General features: G+C 34.5%; 21 protein-coding genes and 1 riboswitch. All 21 genes read right to left on the reverse strand.

The features are described 5' to 3' along the window. Positions 1–203: 203 nt before the first annotated feature. On the reverse strand, positions 204–1,178 hold the full coding sequence (gene hemB, locus HZR23_RS16155) for a porphobilinogen synthase (protein ID WP_132847697.1): 975 nt from the start codon (positions 1,176–1,178) through the stop codon (positions 204–206). After that, a complete protein-coding gene (cobA, locus tag HZR23_RS16160) occupies positions 1,171–2,631 on the reverse strand; it encodes a uroporphyrinogen-III C-methyltransferase (RefSeq protein WP_132847698.1) in 1,461 nt (486 codons plus the stop codon). The genes hemB and cobA overlap by 8 nt, the downstream gene beginning before the upstream one ends. Before the next feature lie 18 nt (positions 2,632–2,649). Beyond that, entirely contained in the window at positions 2,650–3,546 is an 897-nt protein-coding gene (gene hemC / locus HZR23_RS16165; RefSeq protein ID WP_132847699.1) for a hydroxymethylbilane synthase, read from the reverse strand. Continuing rightward, positions 3,539–4,189, reverse strand: a complete 651-nt coding sequence (locus HZR23_RS16170) for a precorrin-2 dehydrogenase/sirohydrochlorin ferrochelatase family protein (protein WP_132847700.1) — start codon at positions 4,187–4,189, stop codon at positions 3,539–3,541. The genes hemC and HZR23_RS16170 overlap by 8 nt, the downstream gene beginning before the upstream one ends. Positions 4,190–4,203: 14 nt before the next feature. After that, positions 4,204–4,641, reverse strand: coding sequence for an aminotransferase class III-fold pyridoxal phosphate-dependent enzyme (locus HZR23_RS17890; RefSeq protein ID WP_330571381.1), 438 nt, complete (start codon positions 4,639–4,641; stop codon positions 4,204–4,206). Further along, positions 4,641–5,483 (reverse strand): glutamate-1-semialdehyde 2,1-aminomutase, encoded by an 843-nt coding sequence (locus HZR23_RS16175; protein WP_330571382.1) that lies wholly within the window; start codon positions 5,481–5,483, stop codon positions 4,641–4,643. The genes HZR23_RS17890 and HZR23_RS16175 overlap by 1 nt, the downstream gene beginning before the upstream one ends. A 29-nt stretch (positions 5,484–5,512) precedes the next feature. Beyond that, a complete protein-coding gene (gene hemA, locus HZR23_RS16180; protein WP_132847701.1) occupies positions 5,513–6,757 on the reverse strand; it encodes a glutamyl-tRNA reductase in 1,245 nt (414 codons plus the stop codon). Between the two features lie 15 nt (positions 6,758–6,772). Then, entirely contained in the window at positions 6,773–7,537 is a 765-nt protein-coding gene (gene cobK, locus HZR23_RS16185; RefSeq protein ID WP_132847702.1) for a precorrin-6A reductase, read from the reverse strand. Further along, positions 7,534–8,274 carry a precorrin-3B C(17)-methyltransferase gene (gene cobJ / locus HZR23_RS16190; protein WP_132847703.1) on the reverse strand — a complete coding sequence of 247 codons (741 nt, stop codon included), beginning with the start codon at positions 8,272–8,274 and terminating at the stop codon, positions 7,534–7,536. Before cobJ ends, cobK begins: the two co-directional genes overlap by 4 nt. Then, positions 8,267–9,301: a cobalt-precorrin 5A hydrolase gene (cbiG, locus tag HZR23_RS16195; protein ID WP_132847704.1), complete on the reverse strand. Its 1,035-nt coding sequence runs from the start codon at positions 9,299–9,301 to the stop codon at positions 8,267–8,269. Before cbiG ends, cobJ begins: the two co-directional genes overlap by 8 nt. Then, positions 9,298–10,050 (reverse strand): precorrin-4 C(11)-methyltransferase, encoded by a 753-nt coding sequence (gene cobM, locus HZR23_RS16200; protein ID WP_132847705.1) that lies wholly within the window; start codon positions 10,048–10,050, stop codon positions 9,298–9,300. Before cobM ends, cbiG begins: the two co-directional genes overlap by 4 nt. Before the next feature lies 1 nt (position 10,051). Then, positions 10,052–10,747 carry a precorrin-2 C(20)-methyltransferase gene (cobI, locus tag HZR23_RS16205; protein WP_132847706.1) on the reverse strand — a complete coding sequence of 232 codons (696 nt, stop codon included), beginning with the start codon at positions 10,745–10,747 and terminating at the stop codon, positions 10,052–10,054. Positions 10,748–10,764: 17 nt separating this feature from the next. Beyond that, the gene (gene cbiT, locus HZR23_RS16210; protein ID WP_165913619.1) at positions 10,765–11,343 is read right to left on the reverse strand and encodes a precorrin-6Y C5,15-methyltransferase (decarboxylating) subunit CbiT; all 579 of its coding nucleotides are present in this window, start codon (positions 11,341–11,343) and stop codon (positions 10,765–10,767) included. Continuing rightward, on the reverse strand, positions 11,340–11,954 hold the full coding sequence (gene cbiE, locus HZR23_RS16215) for a precorrin-6y C5,15-methyltransferase (decarboxylating) subunit CbiE (protein WP_132847708.1): 615 nt from the start codon (positions 11,952–11,954) through the stop codon (positions 11,340–11,342). The genes cbiT and cbiE overlap by 4 nt, the downstream gene beginning before the upstream one ends. Next, positions 11,947–13,068 carry a cobalt-precorrin-5B (C(1))-methyltransferase CbiD gene (gene cbiD / locus HZR23_RS16220; RefSeq protein ID WP_207667839.1) on the reverse strand — a complete coding sequence of 374 codons (1,122 nt, stop codon included), beginning with the start codon at positions 13,066–13,068 and terminating at the stop codon, positions 11,947–11,949. Before cbiD ends, cbiE begins: the two co-directional genes overlap by 8 nt. Beyond that, positions 13,061–13,696 carry a precorrin-8X methylmutase gene (locus tag HZR23_RS16225; RefSeq protein ID WP_132847709.1) on the reverse strand — a complete coding sequence of 212 codons (636 nt, stop codon included), beginning with the start codon at positions 13,694–13,696 and terminating at the stop codon, positions 13,061–13,063. The genes cbiD and HZR23_RS16225 overlap by 8 nt, the downstream gene beginning before the upstream one ends. Before the next feature lie 5 nt (positions 13,697–13,701). Then, positions 13,702–14,055, reverse strand: coding sequence for a sirohydrochlorin chelatase (locus tag HZR23_RS16230; RefSeq protein WP_165913620.1), 354 nt, complete (start codon positions 14,053–14,055; stop codon positions 13,702–13,704). Between the two features lie 263 nt (positions 14,056–14,318). After that, a riboswitch (cobalamin riboswitch) is annotated at positions 14,319–14,508 on the reverse strand. Positions 14,509–14,834: 326 nt separating this feature from the next. Next, positions 14,835–16,310: a xylulokinase gene (gene xylB, locus HZR23_RS16235; RefSeq protein WP_132847711.1), complete on the reverse strand. Its 1,476-nt coding sequence runs from the start codon at positions 16,308–16,310 to the stop codon at positions 14,835–14,837. Positions 16,311–16,338: 28 nt separating this feature from the next. Next, a complete protein-coding gene (locus tag HZR23_RS16240; protein WP_132847712.1) occupies positions 16,339–17,379 on the reverse strand; it encodes an NAD(P)-dependent alcohol dehydrogenase in 1,041 nt (346 codons plus the stop codon). A 102-nt stretch (positions 17,380–17,481) separates the two neighbouring features. Next, a complete protein-coding gene (locus HZR23_RS16245; protein ID WP_132847713.1) occupies positions 17,482–18,468 on the reverse strand; it encodes a sugar ABC transporter substrate-binding protein in 987 nt (328 codons plus the stop codon). A gap of 52 nt (positions 18,469–18,520) precedes the next feature. Next, a complete protein-coding gene (locus HZR23_RS16250) occupies positions 18,521–19,528 on the reverse strand; it encodes an ABC transporter permease (protein ID WP_132847714.1) in 1,008 nt (335 codons plus the stop codon). Positions 19,529–19,539: the final 11 nt, after the last annotated feature.

A 19,539-nucleotide genomic window follows, 5' to 3' on the forward strand; every position in this document is an offset into this window, starting at 1 on the left:
TATATTTTATGAGTATGTTTCTGAAAGAAAAAACTAACAAACTTATACAGTTTATCAGAGTAATTACTTATAGAATAAAGAATATTAGTATACCCATAATTTATATCCATAACTATACATTACTAAACCTTTAAATCAACTTCTAAAAAATAAACCCAGTAGAGTTATAACTTTTTTCTCTTCTGGATTCATATATTTTTTTGCTATTCCTTTAGCCATTTTACAATATCTTTAGCAAAATAGGTAATTATAATGTCGGCCCCTGCCCTTTTAATAGATGTTAAAACTTCTGTAATAATCTGCTTTTCATTTATCCAACCCATTTTTGATGCAGCTTTTATCATTGCATATTCTCCACTAACATTATAAGCGGCCATTGGTACATTAAATTGATCCTTTCCCTGCCTTAATATATCTAAGTATGATAGGGCAGGTTTAACCATAATTATATCTGCACCTTCCTCAATATCTAGTTCCATTTCCCTTATGGCCTCGTTCGCATTACAATAATCCATCTGATAGCTTTTTCGGTCACCGAACTGAGGTGCTGAATGAGCGGCTTCTCTAAAAGGCCCATAGAAGCTAGATGCAAATTTTGCACTATAGGACATAATAGGTATATTACTATACCCTTCTTTATCCAAAAGTATTCTAATAGCCTGTACTCTTCCATCCATCATATCCGATGGAGCTACCATATCTGCACCTGCTCTAGCATGGGATAGAGCAGTTCGTGCTATTAACTCAACGGAAGGATCATTTAGTACTGATTCCACTTCTATTATACCGCAGTGGCCGTGGGAGGTATATTGACATAAACAAACATCTGTTATTATATATAACTCTTTATTCAGTTTTTTTATATGTCTAACTGCCTGCTGAACTATACCGTCCTCATCATACGCTGAGGTTCCAAGCTCATCCTTTTTTTCAGGTATTCCAAATATTAAAATTGCTTTTATATTAAGTTTAGCAATCTCTTCAATTTCCTCATGTAGCATATCTATAGAATAGTGAAATATTCCTGGCATCGATGGTATCTCTTCTTTAATATGCTCCCCATGAGTTACAAAAATGGGGTACACAAAATCATCCACATGAAGCTGTGTTTCTCTAACCAAAGCCCTTATATTGGATTTTTCTCTAAGTCTTCTGCTTCTTTTAACTATATCAAACATTTGATTTCCTCCAGTCTAAAAGGAGTTCTAACATAGCCTCTTCTGATGCCCTCTTAGGTACTATCACATTAGTAAAACCTACCTCTAGGGCTTCCCTCTCAGTAGATTTACCTATGCAAAGTATTTGCTTATTCCTAAAGTAATCTATGCTGTTTATATGTAGAAAACCACGGACACATGAGGGACTAGTAAACACTAGAACTTCTGCCGCCTTAAATGCTTCTTCATTACAACCTTCTACAGTTTTGTATACTTTTAATTGTGTAATATTGTAGTTCGAAAGACTTTCATATAACTTCTCATCACCCAAATTCCCTCTAACTATCAATACTCTGCTACCTGACGGTACAGTGCAACGTACTAGCTTTATTGCCTCCTCGGCATTTTGAACATCAGGAACTATGCAGTGGAATATACCGTGAGTTTCAAATTCCTCTAATATAGATGTCCCAACTCCAAATATTTTACCAGTAATCGTTCTTACATCAATTCTATTCATTTTCATAGCCTCTATAAAATATCTTACTCCATACTTACTTGAAAATAAGAAAGCATTGGAGGCCTTTACTAATTCTTCGTCTAAGTCCACTTCTTCTGGCTCAATATGAATACAGGGCAAAATCTGGACTGATGCACCTAAGTATTTAAGTTTATGCGCAAACTCCCTAGATTGATCATAGGGTCTGGTGACGATAATACTTAAACCACTTAGTGGACGATTATTATTTTTTCCTATTTTTGAATGAAGCTTAACTACTTCTCCTATAATTATAATTGAAGGGGACTCTATTCCTGCTTCTTTTGATCTTAGTGCAATATCTTCCAATGTCCCATAAACCTCTACTTGATTGTATCTTGTGCCATTCATTATAACAGCCGCTGGACATGACTTTTCTTTTCCCATCTCAATTAAGTTTTGAGTAATAGTATTAATACTCTCAACACCCATTAAAAAAACTAGAGTTCCATTTAGCTTAGCTAATGCACTCCACTCAATATTTGAAATACTTCCGTGCTCATGTCCTGTAATAACATGAAAAGAAGTAGCTACATTTCTTTGAGTAACTGGTATACCTGCATATGCTGGAACTGCAATAGAAGAAGTTATACCTGGTATTATTTCATATTCAATTCCATGCTCAACAAGATATAGGGCTTCCTCCCCACCCCTTCCAAACACAAAGGGGTCGCCGCCCTTCAAACGCCCTACGACCATACCTTCAAGACTAAGCTTTACTAAAAGCTCATTTATTTCATCCTGGGTTTTTGTATGCTCTCCATGGGATTTCCCCACATATATTTTTTTTGCATTTTTATTTAACTCCAAAAAAACCGGGTTTACAAGTCTATCATAAACTAATACATCACACTTCTGTATTGTACTAATCGCCTTAAGTGTTATTAATTCGGGATCACCAGGCCCCATACCTATTAAATATACTTTACCTTTCATAAGCACCTCATAAAATATTTATTCTAAAGATTTAGCCTTAACTGACATTGCAAGACTTTGCCCCAGTTCTGACGCTTTTTCTATAGTACCTCTCATAGAATCCCTATATAAAGAACCACTTTCACTATCACCTAATATACCATTTATAAATAACTCATTTCCATTTATTTGACAGTACGCTCCTAATGGTATTTGACAACTACCATTTAGATGTTTTAAGAAGGACCTTTCACATTCGGCAATAATTCTAGAAACCTTGTTATCTATTGCCTTAATAATGTTTAGTACTTCATCATCATCATTTCGCACTTCAACGCAAATAATTCCTTGGCATACTGCTGGGATAAACTCATTTATTTCAAATTTTTGAGCTATTCTATTTTGTAATCCAAGTCTAATTAACCCTGCACTGGCTAGAACAATAGCATCAAACTCACCCTCATCTAGCTTTTTTATTCTTGTAAGAATGTTCCCTCTAAGGGGTTTGTACTCGAGATCTGGTCTTAGAGCCTTTAACTGACATATTCTTCGAAGGCTACTAGTTCCTATTACTGAACCTCTAGGCAGCTGATCTAACTTCATATTATCTTTTGAAATAAGGCAATCTGTAGGATCCTCTCTCTCAGTATATGCTGCAATAACAAGACCTTCAGGTACCTCTGCTGGCATGTCCTTAAGGCTATGAACAGCAATATCAATATCTCTATTTAAGAGGGCATCCTCAATTTCCTTAATAAAAATCCCCTTACCACCTATTTTACTTAAGCTTCTATCTAGAATTTTATCTCCAGTAGTTTTAATCTGAATAATTTCAAATTCTATATCTACATATAATTTTTTTAGATTTTCTATAATTATTTCTGTTTGTCTTAGGGCAAGTTTACTACCTCTTGTTCCTATTTTTAATTTATTCATTATCTACGCACGCCTTTTGAATTATTTTTTCCAGTAATTTATTTGCCTTTTTTTCTGCATCGTATATACTTACTTTTGCAGTATTTATATATTCTTCGGTAAAAAGTTCTTTCATTATCCTTTGCCTTATCTCAGATAGGGGAAGTTTTTCTTTTATACTTTTTCTTATATCACTGGTCATGCTAATATACTCAAGTAACCAGTCCTCCAGTTGTTCAGCCATTAAGTCTGCAACATATCTTGACGCCGCAGGATTTTCATTTCCTGTAACTGCAAGAGTTAAGTCCCCTTTTCTTCGAATAGCTGGAACTATAAATGAACTCTCGACTCCATTGTCACTAACATTTACGGCTATATTTAGTTCCTTAGCATCCTGTGCTATTTTTATATTTAACTCATAGTCGTTAGTACAGGCGAAGCAAAGAACAGCCCCATTTAAGAATTTTTTATCATAGTTGGACTTTATATATTGTATATTGTGCTCCCTACATTTTTCTAAGAGCTCTAAAGAAATCTCTGGGCTAATAATAGTAATATTTGCTTCACACTTTATAAGCTCAGAAGTCTTTCTTAGGGCTACCTTTCCGCCTCCTATAACTACACAACTTCTATCTTTTATTTTAAGCATTATTGGATAATACATATTCCCTCCAAATATTATATAATGTTACTCATTACTTTGTCCGCGGCTTCTATTGTCCTAGCTATATCTTCCTCTGTATGAGCATAGGATATGAACATAGCTTCAAACTGAGATGGTGACATATATATACCCTGTTCTAGCATACCTGTAAAAAATTCCACATATAAATTCGTATTACTGCTCATTGCACTTTCGAAATCTACTACCTCTTTATCCGTAAAGAAAGTTGTAAGCATTGAACCAACCCTATTAACCACTGCTTGAATATTATACTTTTTAGCAATGTCCCTGAAGCCAGTCTCTAACATTAGCCCAAGTCTATCAATATGCTCGTATATTTCGGGTTTACTCTTTAAAATACTCAATGTAGTTATTCCCGCTGACATTGCCAATGGGTTCCCAGAAAGAGTTCCAGCCTGATATATAGGTCCTGCAGGTGAAATTTGCTCCATTATTTCTCATAGGCTCCCACTGGTAAGCCACCCCCTATAATTTTACCGAAGCAAGTTATATCAGGTTCAATACCATACACGCTCTGAGCGCCACCATATGCCACTCTAAAACCAGTCATAACCTCATCTATTATTAGCAGTGCCCCATACTCTTTAGTTATACTTCTAAGGTATTCCATAAAATCTTTACGGGCAGCTACCACTCCCATATTGCCAGCTATTGGTTCTATTATTACTGCAGCAATGTCTTTACCATATTCACTAAATATGTCTTTAATACTTTGCGTATCGTTATACCTTGCGGTTAGTGTGTTTTTACTTACGTCAGCTGTAACTCCAGGACTGTCAGGTACTCCATGAGTTAATGCTCCGGATCCTGCCTTTACAAGTAAACTGTCCGTATGTCCATGATAGTTACCACTAAATTTAACAATTTTATTTCTTCCTGTAAACCCTCTAGCAAGTCTTAGGGCACTCATAACTGCCTCTGTTCCTGAGTTTACCATTCTTACCATATCAACTGAAGAAACTGCCTCACATATAAGTTTTGCCATTTCCAGTTCTTTCAAAGTTGGTGCTCCATAGGTTGTTCCTTTTCTTGCAGCCTCCGTTATTGAATTAATAACCTGTTCATTTCCATGGCCAAGTATAAGTGGACCCCAGGAGCCTATATAATCAATATATTCCTTTTCATCTTCGTCGATAATGTGACTTCCTTTTCCTTCTTTTATAAAGGGTGGGGTTACAGTTGTTCCCCTAAAAGCTCTTACAGGGCTATTTACTCCACCAGGTATGAACTTTTTACTCTCCTCAAATAATTTAACAGAATTACTACCTACCATTAGAATTTCCTCCGTTCTTACATTTCTAATTAGCCTAACAACTCTTCGAGCATTGATGCATACTGCTTAGATTTTTCTATAGGCATTGTTTTCAGCTTCAACACAATTTTTTTCAAAGTCTTATTAGTCACGTTTAAAGCGTATTCCGTAACTTCAGTTCTATTAAGACTATCTCCCAGCTCTAATTTATACATGACTGACGTAGCATTTTCAGTTACGTGCTTATCCGTATAGTTATCAACCATACTTAAGAGATTATGTATACTACCTTCCTCAATCCAGGTAATCAATTTGTTAACGTACTCCCTAATTATTTCTATGGCATCCTCTACAAGCTTTAATCTTAGGCTGGCATTTTGCTGTGAAACTAACTTAAAATAGTCTACATTATATAACTTTACATTTTCCAGACTTCCAATTACATCGTCTATATCCCTAGGTACAGCCATATCTACAGCTATTATTTTTCGATTTTTACTGTTTAATAAAAATTTATCATAATCAAATATAACATGAGGTGCTGCTGTTGAACTTATGATCGCATCTACTTCGGATAACACATCATATCTTTGACTAAACTCAATAAGTTCTACTTCCTTACACTCCTGCTGAATTTGTTGACATTTTTGTAAATTTCGGTTAGCCAAATAAATTAAAGAAATCCCTTTAGAACATAGATTTTTAACTGCAAGTTTTGACATCTCCCCAATACCTACTACTAAAGCCTTCTTACCTACTAGTCCGCCTACCTCATTTTCAATAAGTTCAACAGCTATAGAGCTTATTGATAGCTTGTTCTGAGAAATTTGTGTTCTACTTTTTACTTCTTTAGCACATGCTATAGCCTCTGAAAATATCTTGTTTAATACTCGATCTGTACAGTTTAATTCCATTGCTCTACTCTGTGCTAACTTTACCTGGCTTAATATTTGATCTTCACCTAAAACCATAGACTCTAGTCCAGATGCGACCTTAAAAATATGTAACAATGCTAGTTCTGACTTATGAAAATAAAATCTATCAATATCTTCATGTTCCAACCCAAAGCTATCTTTAATTATTTCATATGCTTCAGATTCAATCTCTTTATCCTCTTTATAATGTATGTAAAATTCCGTTCTATTACAGGTTGCTAAAATTACTACACTTAAAATATTTTCATGCTCTTTAAACCTGCTATATACAATACTGTACTTGCTTTCTGTGAAAGCAACCCTGCTACGGAAATCAATATCTTCTTTATTATAATCAATACCTATACATGTAATATTCATAGTGCCTCCAAAAGACTATTCCTTTATTCTATTTATAACATACTTCTGTATTTCTTCAATGCTATCAAATTTATTTGGATATATAATATCTGGCCGTTTTAAGACCAATATCTTCATATTTAGACGCTTTGCAGCTTGAATCTTCTCTTCGTAACCACTGCTTATGCCACTATCCTTACAAATTAATATTTTTGCATCTGATTCTTTAAACATAATATAATTCATTTCCTCAGAAAATGGCCCTTTCATAGCTATAATATTTTCGGCCTTCAATCCTAGACTTTCTAGTTTTAAAATAGACTGTGATACGGATAGTACTCTGGCTACAACTCTATTTTTTTCACTTATTTGACATAAAATCTTTTCAATATCATTAGTACCGGTAGTTATAAAAATTTTACCTTCTAAGTCTTCTACATATCTCCCTGCTTCTTCGTAGTTTTGAAAAAATAATATACTATCAGCTGTGAATATTTTTGAGGGTCTCTCGTATCTTATGTATTCAATTCCTAGGGATTCACAAACATTTATTGCATTCTCTGATACATTAACTGCAAATGGATGTGTTGCATCTATTAACATTTTTACATTTTTTTTTATTAATAGCTCCGCTAGTTCTTCTTTATTTTTTCTACCATATACTCTTTTACACTGTAGTCTTTTGCTTGCAGTAAAATCTCCATATTCTGTTGCTGTACTATATACTAATCTTGGGCATATTCTGTATAGCTCATCTGCTAGATTTAAAGCGTCAGAAGTACCACCTAAAATTAGCATCATAATTTATACCCCCTAGGGGTTATCATTTTTTCATTATATATATATGTATTGCTATTTCCTACTATCAATGTAGTAAACATATCGATAGCATCATAGTCTAGTTCCTTAATTGTTGTTATTGTAATATGCTCATTATCTCTATAGGCATTTCTAACTACACCTACGGGAGTAGAATTACTTCTATATTTTTCTATATATTCCATAGCCACTTTTAAGTGGTCCGGTCTTGCCTTGCTTTTTGGATTATATATAGCTATAACAAAATCTGCTTCTGCTGCTTTTTCTAGTCTTTTTAATATTTTATCCCAGGATACCATGTAATCACTAAGACTAATAGTGCAAAAATCCTCAACTATTGGGGCCCCTAGCAAAGATGAGCATGATATTGCTGATGTAATTCCAGGAATGACATCAATCTCTATTTTATCAGTAAGCTCTAAGCTATTTATTAACTCAAATGCCAAACCAGCCATGCCGTATAGTAATGAATCCCCACTGCATAAAATTGCTGTCTTTCTACCATGCAATACCTCATCTATCGCAAGGCGGCACCGCTCTATCTCTTGTCCCATTCCCCGTTCAATAACTTTTTTATTATTACAGAGCTCCCTAACCTGATCTATGTAAACAGAATAGCCTACTAATACTTCACAGGCTTCAATACATTTGTATGCCCTTATAGTCATATTTTCTATACTTCCCGGTCCAATGCCTATTAAAAATAGCTTATTATTCATCTATTACCTCCACATTTTTCACCTCATAAACACTAACAGTAATACCACCTGCTTTTACCTTAGGTACTATTCTTTTACCATAGTTCGATGATATATATGCCGCTGGTTCACAAACGCTACCCACTCCAATAGTTTCTTTTACAAAAGTAGAATTTTCGAATCTATCTTCAACTTTCTTAATGTCCTCTCTGGATATAATATTCAAATTCACATTATAGTAATTTGAAAGCTGTATTATGGCTGGTTCCTTACCCTTTAAGTCAATCGTAGCTATCCCCTTAATTGCTACAGGAGATAAATTATTTTCATTAAATATACTTTCAACTGCTGCTATAAGTTTTTCAGGTTCTGTACCTTTTCTACAACCAACACCAATTACTAAGCACTTTTTAGTTAGCTTAACTATAGTTTTATTTTTTACTTCTATCGTAGGCTTTGCTTTGTTACCAATGTATATTATAGCGGAATTGGAACAGTCGCTTTTTTTACCATTATTTAAAATACCATATTCATCAATATATCCTACGGATTTACCATTAACCATACAAGCAGTTACTAGCTTTGCATTCTCATAATTATCTATGTGTAAGCTAAGCCTTTTAGCTAACATATCTACAGACTCAATGTTTCTGTTATCAGAGGCCGTTGTTATTATTGCTTGTCCACCGATGATTTCACCTATTTCTTCAGCGACTTTATTTGCACCTCCAATATGCCCAGAAACAAGACTAATGGCATATTTTCCAGAGTCATCGCATACAACTACTGCAGGATCTGTTAATTTAGAGTTAAGCCATGGTGCAATACTTCTTACGGCTATTCCACTGGACATTATCATTACTATCTCTTTATACTCCACAAAAACATATGCCATAAAATCCTTTAAATTCCCTTTTATCGGGTAGATATTTGGAGTACCAGAGTTAATATATTTTTCCAGAGTATATAAATGACCTGAGGAAGCTTCCTGTATTTTAAGTCCCAGTCTTAACCCATCCTCTGTAATTGATAATATGGCCCTCTTCATTTTGTTCCACTCCTATACATATGTGTAAAACAAGCATCATATAGCTTCGACATTTCATACTCAGAGTTTAGAAAATCACCTACTAATATTTGAGCAAATCTATCTATATTTTCAGCCTTAACCTTATCGGCTATATCCTTAAGTGTTCCTCTTAAAATTTTTTCATCAGGCCAAGTTGCCTTATAGACAACTGCCACTGGTGTCTCTTCACTGTAGCCTACTTTAAGTTGCTCTACTACCCCTTCTATATCCTGAATAGAAAGAAAAATAGACATAGATGCCCTATGCTTTGATAATTCATCTAACCTTCCACCTTCAGACTTTCCTGTTCGTCCCTCAAGCCTAGTTATTATTACTGTTTGGCTTACCCCTGGTAAAGTAAACTCTGCTTTTACTCGAGACGCAGCTGCTAAAAATGAACTAACCCCGGGTATTATTTCATAAGGTATGTTTCTTCTATCAAGCTCATCCATTTGCTCCTTTATAGTTCCGTAAATAGATGGATCACCAGTATGTAGCCTAGCTAAAGTCTTCCCTTTATTATGACTTTCTTGCATTACCTCTATCACTTGATTGAAGTCCATTGAGGCACTATCATAAATTTCTACATCGGATTTGCAGTAATCTAATAGTTTCTTACTTACTAATGAACCTGCATAAATTACTACATCAACCACCTGAAGTCTTTTCATGCCCTTCACCGTAATAAGCTCCTCATCACCGGGGCCAGCCCCTATAAAATATACCATTTTAATACTCCTTCCGACTAATTACTATGGATAAATACTGTTTACCTTTCTTTAAATGCTCTTCTATACTATGCACTACTTCACAACCTTCTAATCCGCACCTTTTTACCATAACACTGTTATCTATGAGCCCTTTTTCATTTAATATATTTATTAGCTTTTCACTATGGTTAAAAACCTTCAGAAAGGCTTGTCCTCCACTAACATCAATAGCTCTATTAATAAGCTCTTCATCTGCAGTGGCTGGTATAATTGATAGTATCTCTTCTCCAGTTACCAAGGGTTTATTTAACAGAGCTGCTGATGCACAAAAGGATGTAATTCCCGGTATAGTTTCCACTTCTACCTCTGAGTCCAAATTCTTTAAAATATAGCTATATGTACTGTATACAGATGGATCTCCGAGGGTGATAAAGCCAATATCCTTTCCATCCGCAGCATAGGACTCCACTACTCTAGCAGCCTTTTTGCCCACTTCATACATTATTTCCGTATTATTTACCATTGGAAACTCCATATATATAATCTCTGCCCTAGGATTTATAAAATCTTTAGCTATTTCATATGCAATACTTCCGTTACTTTTCTTAGCCTCAGGGATAATTAATAAATCTATATTTTCTAATACCCTCACTGCTTTTAAAGTTAATAGTTCCTTATCTCCAGGACCCACTCCTATACCATAAAACTTACTCAATCAATTCCCCCCCCCGTTCATTTTAGAGCACTTATTATATAAATTGGATTTTGTGCCTTCATCATCCAACCAGGGACAGTAGCAGCTTTAGATATATTGACATTTATGCACTCAATATCTTTAAATCCCTTTTCTGATAAAATCTTTAAAAGATTGTATGTACTTTCTAATAAAATAGTATTTGCTACAACTATTCCACCTGTTTTAAGATGTTTATGTACATAGTCCACTATTTCAACTATATTTTTACTACCCCCACCTATAAAAATCCTATCAAAGGCAGTAGTTGGTAAAGCCTCTGGGGCTTCTCCCTTTATAATATTCACATTATTTAGCTGAAATCGTTCAACATTCTTATTTACTAACTCAATAGCCTCTTCATTACTATCTATACTGTATACTAATCCATTCGGACAAAGTAGGCCCATCTCCACAGTAACACTACCTGTACCACACCCTATATCTAGCACTACTAAATCTTCAGTTAATTTTAGTTTACTTAAAGATATTACCCTAACTTCCGTTTTTGTTATTGGTACATTACCTGTAATAAAGTATTCCTCAGGTATACCTGGTGTTCTATAATTCCAACTCATCTTTCTATCACCACCACACATAAGTCACTAAATTCCATACTTTTTATTGTTTCAGGACTTGAAATAGTAATTCTTTCATCATCATATGAAAGATTTTCTCCAATTATCATCCTCATATTGCAATACCCGTTTTCCAACAGGTTTGTGGCAATTACAGAAGGGGTATTCTTTTTATCGGTGAGAAATAAAACACCTTCCCTTTTATTGAAATCTATGTCATCAAATATTCTTCCATGAAGACTAAGTAACTCGAAATTTTTCCAGCTCTTTTTTAGTTTCGAAAATAGATATTGAAAAGAGCTTATTCCAGGTATGACAGTTAACTCTGATTCATCAAATTTACTAATAAAGGCATCTAAAAAACTGTAGAAACCTGGATCACCTGAAACTGCAATACATACTTTTTTAAATGTTCTCAAATATTCTACTTTTTCGATCATATCCTTTATTCCGGAATCAAACTCTAATACTTCCTTACCTAAATGCTCAAAAGTTTTGAGGTTTCTTTTACCTGCTACTATTAGATCGCAGTCCTCTATTGCTTTCAAAGCTATTGGTGTAACTAATTCTAACGCTCCAGGTCCAATGCCCACTATAGTAATACTATTCATGAGCTAACACCTCCATAATACTATCGACTTTATTACTTTTTGCAAGTAACTTTTTCATTGAAAACATGGCAACTCCAATACTTAAAGAGCCAAAAACATACTCTTCACACCTTAATGCGCATTTGTCTACCAAAGTGATGTAAATATCTTCAAAATCTTCGCTTTCAATAATTTGTATTGCCTCCTCAGTTGTCCTACACTCCATTATTTGTACAAGTTTATGCTGTGGACATCCCATAATTCCAAGATATGCTACCAAGATTTCCATTCTAGTATCACTTACTCTACTGTGAGTATAAAATATACCCCCTGCAGGTTTGACTAATTTTCCGATATGTCCTGCTAATATAACTCGCTTAAAGCCCAGCTCACTACATTTCTCTAGAGCAAATCCAAGATAATTACTTATCTTTACGATCTTATCTTCTTTTATATTTAGCCATGTCTTAGAAAAAACTTCACCGTAATTTCCTGGCACTAGCACTATACTACTTAATCCCACTTCTTTTTTGTAATTTAATTCTAAAGCAAGAGTATCTTTAATGGCATCTTCTGACATAGGCTCCACAATACCCGTTGTTCCTAGTATAGAAAGGCCTCCCACTATTCCTAGCCTTGGATTAAATGTCTTCTTTGCCAGCTCTTCTCCAGCTGGTATTGAAAGCTCTATTTCAATACCAGTGCCCTTGGGTAAAACCTCTGAAACTTCCTTTTTTATCATAACCATAGGAATAGGATTTATAGCTGGACTACCTGGCTTTACTTGTAAGCCCGGCATAGTTACAATTCCTATTCCTTTTCCTGAGATTATTTTTATTTCCTTAGTTATTACTTTTCTTACTTTTGCATAAACATGTATTCCGTCTGTAATGTCTGGATCGTCTCCTGCGTCCTTAATAATATAGCAGGTTGCATATTCTTCTGTAATAACCGGGTCATTTACATCTAGTTTAAGCTTCCAGCCCTTTGGAGTATCAATTTCTACTTGTTCTAAAATTCTATCATTAAATAACATATATACCGCTGCCTTAGCCGCAGCTGCAGCACATGAGCCTGTAGTGAAGCCAGTCCTAAGTTTTTTACCATTTTTCATAACAAATTTACTATTATCCAAGGCTTTTATTTGCCTCCCTCAAAATAGCATTTACAATAGCTACTCCTATTGTACTTCCACCTTTTCTACCCCTAGTAATTATACAAGGTATTTCTGTATTCCATAGCTCATCCTTAGATTCAGCTGCTCCTACAAAGCCCACTGGAACTCCAACTACAGCTATAGGTTTAATTCTATTATTTTTATACAGCTCCATAATTCTATATAGGGCTGTTGGTGCATTGCCAATGATAAAAACGATATTTTCATTTAATTTTCCTGCGATGTCAACAGCTGCCATAGAACGGGTAATACCTTCAGTCTTCGATACGTCATAGGCCTCCTTACTGTCTACATAACATTCAATCTTTATTCCTAATTCATTAGATAGCTTTTTACTTATTCCTGCTTTAATCATATTAGTATCGCTAACTATTGTACAGCCTTCCTTAAAGGCTTTTAATAGCAATTGTTCAACCCCTAATTTAAACTCCAATAAGTGCACATATTCGAAATCAGCAGTCGTGTGAATTACCCTTTTAATTATATCTCCGCTCAATCCGATTACATTTTTGTCTCCTAAAAGCTCACTGATTATGTCAAAGCTCTTTTCCTCAATTAAATTAGGATTTTTAATATACTCAAACATATCCCTTACTCCTTAATAGAATTTACAACTATATTAATCAGCTCTTCTCTTACTCCTATTGGTTCTAACATTCTAAACATTATTCCAGGATGTTTTTGTTCTGCTTCCCCTATCATTTGAGGTATGTCTTCATTTATATGTACACCTGAAAATAGAAAGAGTGGATAAACCGTAATTTCAATAATCCCCATATCTTCCAGTTTTTTTATTACATCAAAGAAACCTGGTTCTGCAAGTTCCATAAATGCTCCTTCTACTACTAACTGTGTCTTCTCTCTAACCTTATCTACTACTTGTATAAACTGACTTTGAGCTTCCTTATTTCTGCTTCCGTGTCCTATAATAATTATTCCTTTCATGGCCATACTCCTTTATGAATTTATTAAATTACTTAATATTGCTCTTATTTCTATATCAAAACTATTGTACCAGAATGTGGATTGTATATACTACTACCATAGAATCTTGATTTACAGATTAATAGTTTTAGCGAAATCCTTGTAACTAAATACCTAGATGATAGACAAAATAAAAAACCTCTCGTCAAAAACTAGTCGAAAGGTTACAAATACGCAGAAGTAATCCTGTGTATAATGTCACCCCCTATCGCTCGTAGAGTTTAATTGGTGATATGGTTCAGGCAGGTCTTCTGGCTTAAGTTTCATTGTTCCCCAAACCTTCCCAGTTTCCCAGTGGCTTACTTGAAGAACTCTTCTATTACAGTGGCGTGACCGCGTGGGCTTATACCCATCTTCCCTTTTCACTGATTCATAACTTTTCTTATAATCAGCACCTGTCCATTTATTTAGTTTTAATACATTTTATTATATATTACTACTTGCTAAATATCAATTTATTATGTAGTTAAAATATCTTACTCAAATCTCTAGAATACAATACTTTCTTATATGTTATACCCATATTCTCATATAAATATTGATTTCTAGTTTAAATCGACTAACATAAGCTACAGAATACTAATTTATTAATTAGAAAAACTTACACTTTCAATTGTGTAAGTTTTTCGTTAGAAACTATTATACTTTAAATCATCTATAGGTGGTCTACAGATGTATTTATGATGAAAACTACTTGTTACTAAAACATATAAATAGTTTATTTTTTATCCTAAGTTATATTAATTGTTTAGTTGTTTAAATAACTCTTTTGTCGCAGGATATATTTTTCTAAATTTATCATACTTTTTGTTATATATTTCAGCATTTTTTGCATTAGGTGCAATGCTATCAGTTATATTAATGTATTTACTACAAGCTTCCTCTACTGTATTAAACAACCCAAACCCAACTGTAGCTAATATGGCTGCTCCATAAGCAGGACCATCATTAGTGTTTAGTTTATTTACTGTTACGTTTAGTACATCAGCAATTATTTCACACCAAAGTTCACTTCTCGCTCCACCGCCATTAATACTAATGCTATCAATTGCAATTCCCATTTCTTTTATTATTTCAAAGGTATCTCTAAGTGAAAAGGCTACACCTTCCAGTACTGCTCTAGTCATATGCTTTCTTTCATGAATCATATTAAGTCCAATAAAGGTCCCCCTGCAATTAGGATCGTTATGTGGTGTTCTTTCACCCATTAAATAAGGGAGATAAAATACATTGTCATCTACTTCAGCCTCTTTCGCTTCTTTTAGTAGTTCTTCATAGTTTTCCGTTTTAATTATAGTTTCTATCCACCACTTAAGAGATGCAGCCGCAGCAAGTGTTACTCCCATTAGATGATATTTTCCATTTGCATGACAGAAAGAATGTAGACTATTGTTTTCATCTACAAAGAATTGTTCATTTGACGTGAAAACAACACCTGAAGTACCAAGGGATAATGAACAGGAGCCTGGTTTAACTACTGCGCCACCTACAGCAGCAACAGCCTGATCTCCACCGCCAATCACAATTTTCACATCATCACGAAGTCCTAACTCAGCTGCTAGATCAGATTTTATATTAGCAACTACCTCATAAGATTCAAGTAGCTTTGGTAATTGGCTCTCTGAAACACCTAAGACCTCAAGCATTTCTAAAGACCATTTTCTATTTTTCACATCTAAATACAAAGTGCCAGATGCATCAGACATATCCGTTGCAAATATTCCTGACATTTTATATGCAATGTAATCCTTAGGAAGCATTATTTTCTTTACGGCTTTAAAATTCTCTGGCTCATTTTCCTTTAACCATAATACTTTTGGAGCAGTAAAACCTGGTAATGCTAGATTCCCTGTCCAGCTAGATATCTTCGACTGTCCTACTACATTATTTAAATACTCACACTCTTTCTCGGTCCTTTGGTCATTCCATAGTATTGCAGGCCTTATAGTTTTGTCATTCTCATCTAGAGTAACCATTCCATGCATTTGACCACTAAAACTTATAGCCTTAACTTTACTTTTATCTAAATCATCCAAAAGCTCATTAAGTCCTACTATACATTGCTCCCACCAATCCTCTGGATTTTGTTCAGACCAAAGAGGTTTTGGAAATGATATAGGATATTCTTTACTGACTGATTTGACAATTTCACCATTTTCATTTATTGCAATTATTTTAACTGAGGTTGTTCCAATGTCTATACCAACAAAATACATTTTTTCCCCTCTTTTCTGATTTGGGTATTTACTTAATTTTAATTACAGCTTTAACTACGTCACTAGCGTTTCCTGCAACGAAATCAAAGGCTTCCTTAGTTTTGTCAAACTCAAACTCATGACTAACTATATCTTTTACATTTAATGATCCACTTGCGATAGCATTAATTGCAGTCGGATATAGATTTCTGTAACGAAAAACAGTTTTAATTTCTGCTTCTTTACCCATAAGCTTCATAAAGTCAAATTCAACTTCGTCTTTAGGTGTCATTCCAACTAATACTATTGTTCCGCCACGTCTAACTACATCTACAGTTTGTTTTAGTGTTATTTCTGCCCCAGCAGTGTCAATTACTACATCTGCACCTCTGCCATTTGTAAGTTCTGCAATTTTCTCTATTACATTAGTAGTTTTAGCATTAATAACATGAGTTGCGCCAATTTTCTCAGCCACTTGTAATCTATTCTCTAATACATCAACAACAATCACATTAGAAGCACCTTTAGCTTTAGCTGAAAGTAATGTTACAAGGCCGATACAACCAGTTCCAAAAATAACTACTGTATTTCCTAGTTTAACTCCACCTTGGTCAGTTGCATGTAACCCCACTGCTAATGGTTCTACTAAAGCCCCTTCTGTATTTGAAACATTTTCAGGTAGCTTAAAGCACATATCTTCTGGATGAGCAACATAGTTAGTAAATACACCGTGGTAAGGAGGTGTTGCAAAGAACTCCACATCTGTACAAAGATTGTATTTACCACTCTTACAGAATTCACATTTTCCACAAGTTTTACCTGGTTCTAAAGCTACTCTATCACCAACAACAAGATTTTTTACATTTTTACCAATCTCTACAACTTCTCCGGCACACTCATGGCCTAAGATAAAATCTCCTTCAACAACAAAACTACCGATTTTCCCATGTGTATAGTAATGAACGTCAGATCCACATATACCAACTACATCCACTTTAATAAGTACTTCATTTTCTTTTATTTCAGGCATCGGAACATCTTTAACTACCATATTGTTAGTACCTTGCATAAAAATTGCCTTATTACACATTAAGATTGCCCCCTTAATTAATTATATTTTTATCCTTATATTAAAATTGGTACGCATACCATTGCTAGCTGCGCACCAATTATATTGAAATTCAAACCTTACTTATCTTATTGCTCCTGCTCTTTTGTGCATTTCAATGAATTCATCAACGTTATCAATATTGATTAATGGACAATCGATATCCATATCGATTTTAGTTTCTTCACCAGTTAAAAGTTTATGGCTTGTTGCTAATAAATTAGTAGCAAGTTCATAAGCACTTTGTAAACTTGTAGAAGTCATTAATCCTTCTTTAATTAATAGTACCGCTTCAGCTGTTCCATCAACACCGTAAGCTAAAATATTAGCAAATCTTGCATCACCTTTAACTACTTCAAGTGCACCAGCTGCCATATTGTCGTTCATAGCAATTATAGCGTCAATTTTGCTGTTCGCTTGTACCCATGTTTCCATGTAGTTCATAGCTTCATCTTTATTCCAGTTAGCGATTTCTTCTCCAACGATTTTTACATCAGGTCTTTTTTCAAAGAACTCTTTTTGCCAGCTAACACGTCTTGCATCAGCATGGAAGTTTCCTGGAGGTCCATTTAATACAACTACATTAGCATTTTGAGGAATTTGATCAATTGCAACAACCGCGTTAACTGCTGCTTGTGCATATGGATCAGCGTCTACTGAAGATGCTCCTTCGATTCCATCGATTCTTGCATTTGTCGTAATTGTAATGATTCCAGCCGCAACAGCTTTTTCAGCATATGGTCTTTGTGCTTCACCATTGTTTGGTTGGATAATTATTGCATCATACTTGCTTGTTATAGCATTTTCAATTAATGCATTTTGAGTTGAGTCATTAGCTTGACCATCAAATATGTCTACAACAATATTGTCATACTTTTCAGCTTCTTCTTTAACAGCGTTTGCTAACCATGCAGCAAATGAGTCAGCTTGTGCTCTCGCAATATAAGCTACTCTATAAACCTGAGGACCTTCATTTTTAGGTTCCGTTTTAGTTTCTGCAGGTTTACTACACCCTACTAACACTGACATCATTAATACAACTACTAGTAATACTGATAACCATTTTTTCATTTAATCTCCCCCTTAAATAATTTTATTTTAATAGATTACTCTATTAAAGCCTTTAGTTATTCTTCGCTGTTTCTTTCGAATCTGCTTCAACACTTCTTAACTTTCGTTTTGTTCTTTTTGACTTTGCCCATATATCATATATTACAGCTAGTGCTATTATTGCACCACGAATAATTTGTTGTAAATACGAGTTTACTCTTGTTAGAACCATGATATTATCTAGAAAACCAACAATGAATGCACCTGCTAGAGTACCTACTGCAGATCCAATTCCACCAGTGAAGCTTGTTCCGCCAATTACAGCTGCTGTAAGGGCATGGAACTCAAAACCAACCGCACCGTTAGGCATTCCACCATTAACCCTAGACATGAATATAACTCCAGCAATACCTACAAATACACCATTTATAATATATGCTTTCATCTTAATACTATCTACACTTATTCCTGAGGCATTAGCTGCTTCCTCGTTACCACCAATCGCATATACCGATCTTCCGAAAATAGTATGTTTTAAAATATACCAGGTAATTGCTAATATTACTAACATGAAAACTATAGGTGTTGGAAGTCCAAAGGTTGAGCCTTGACCAAACTTAATATAATCACCAATTTGATATATGTTTTGTCCATTAGTATATAACAGTGCTGCTCCACGGGCCATAGTCATCATAGCCAAAGTAGCAATAAAAGGCGGTGTCTTAAATTTTGTAACCATTAGACCATTTAGTATATTACATATTACACTGGCAATAATAGCTACTATGAAAGCTAAAAGTAGAGATCCAGTATTAATGTAGGTTGATACCGAAAGCACCCCTGCCAAGGCTAAAACTGAACCTGATGACAAGTCTAACATACCACATATTATTAGTATTGTTTGCCCAAAGGCTAAAATCGTTACTACAGAAATTTGCCTAGAAATATTCGTTAAGTTAGTATAGGATAAAAAGTTTTCATTTGCTAAGGAGCATATAATGAATAAAACAGCTAATACTAAAAATATACTATATTTACTTTTTATCTCTGTCCAAATTTTATTTATTTTATTAGTTGTCATGTATTCACCTC

The organism is Serpentinicella alkaliphila (assembly GCF_018141405.1).
Taxonomy (GTDB): Bacteria; Bacillota; Clostridia; order Peptostreptococcales; family Natronincolaceae; genus Serpentinicella; species Serpentinicella alkaliphila.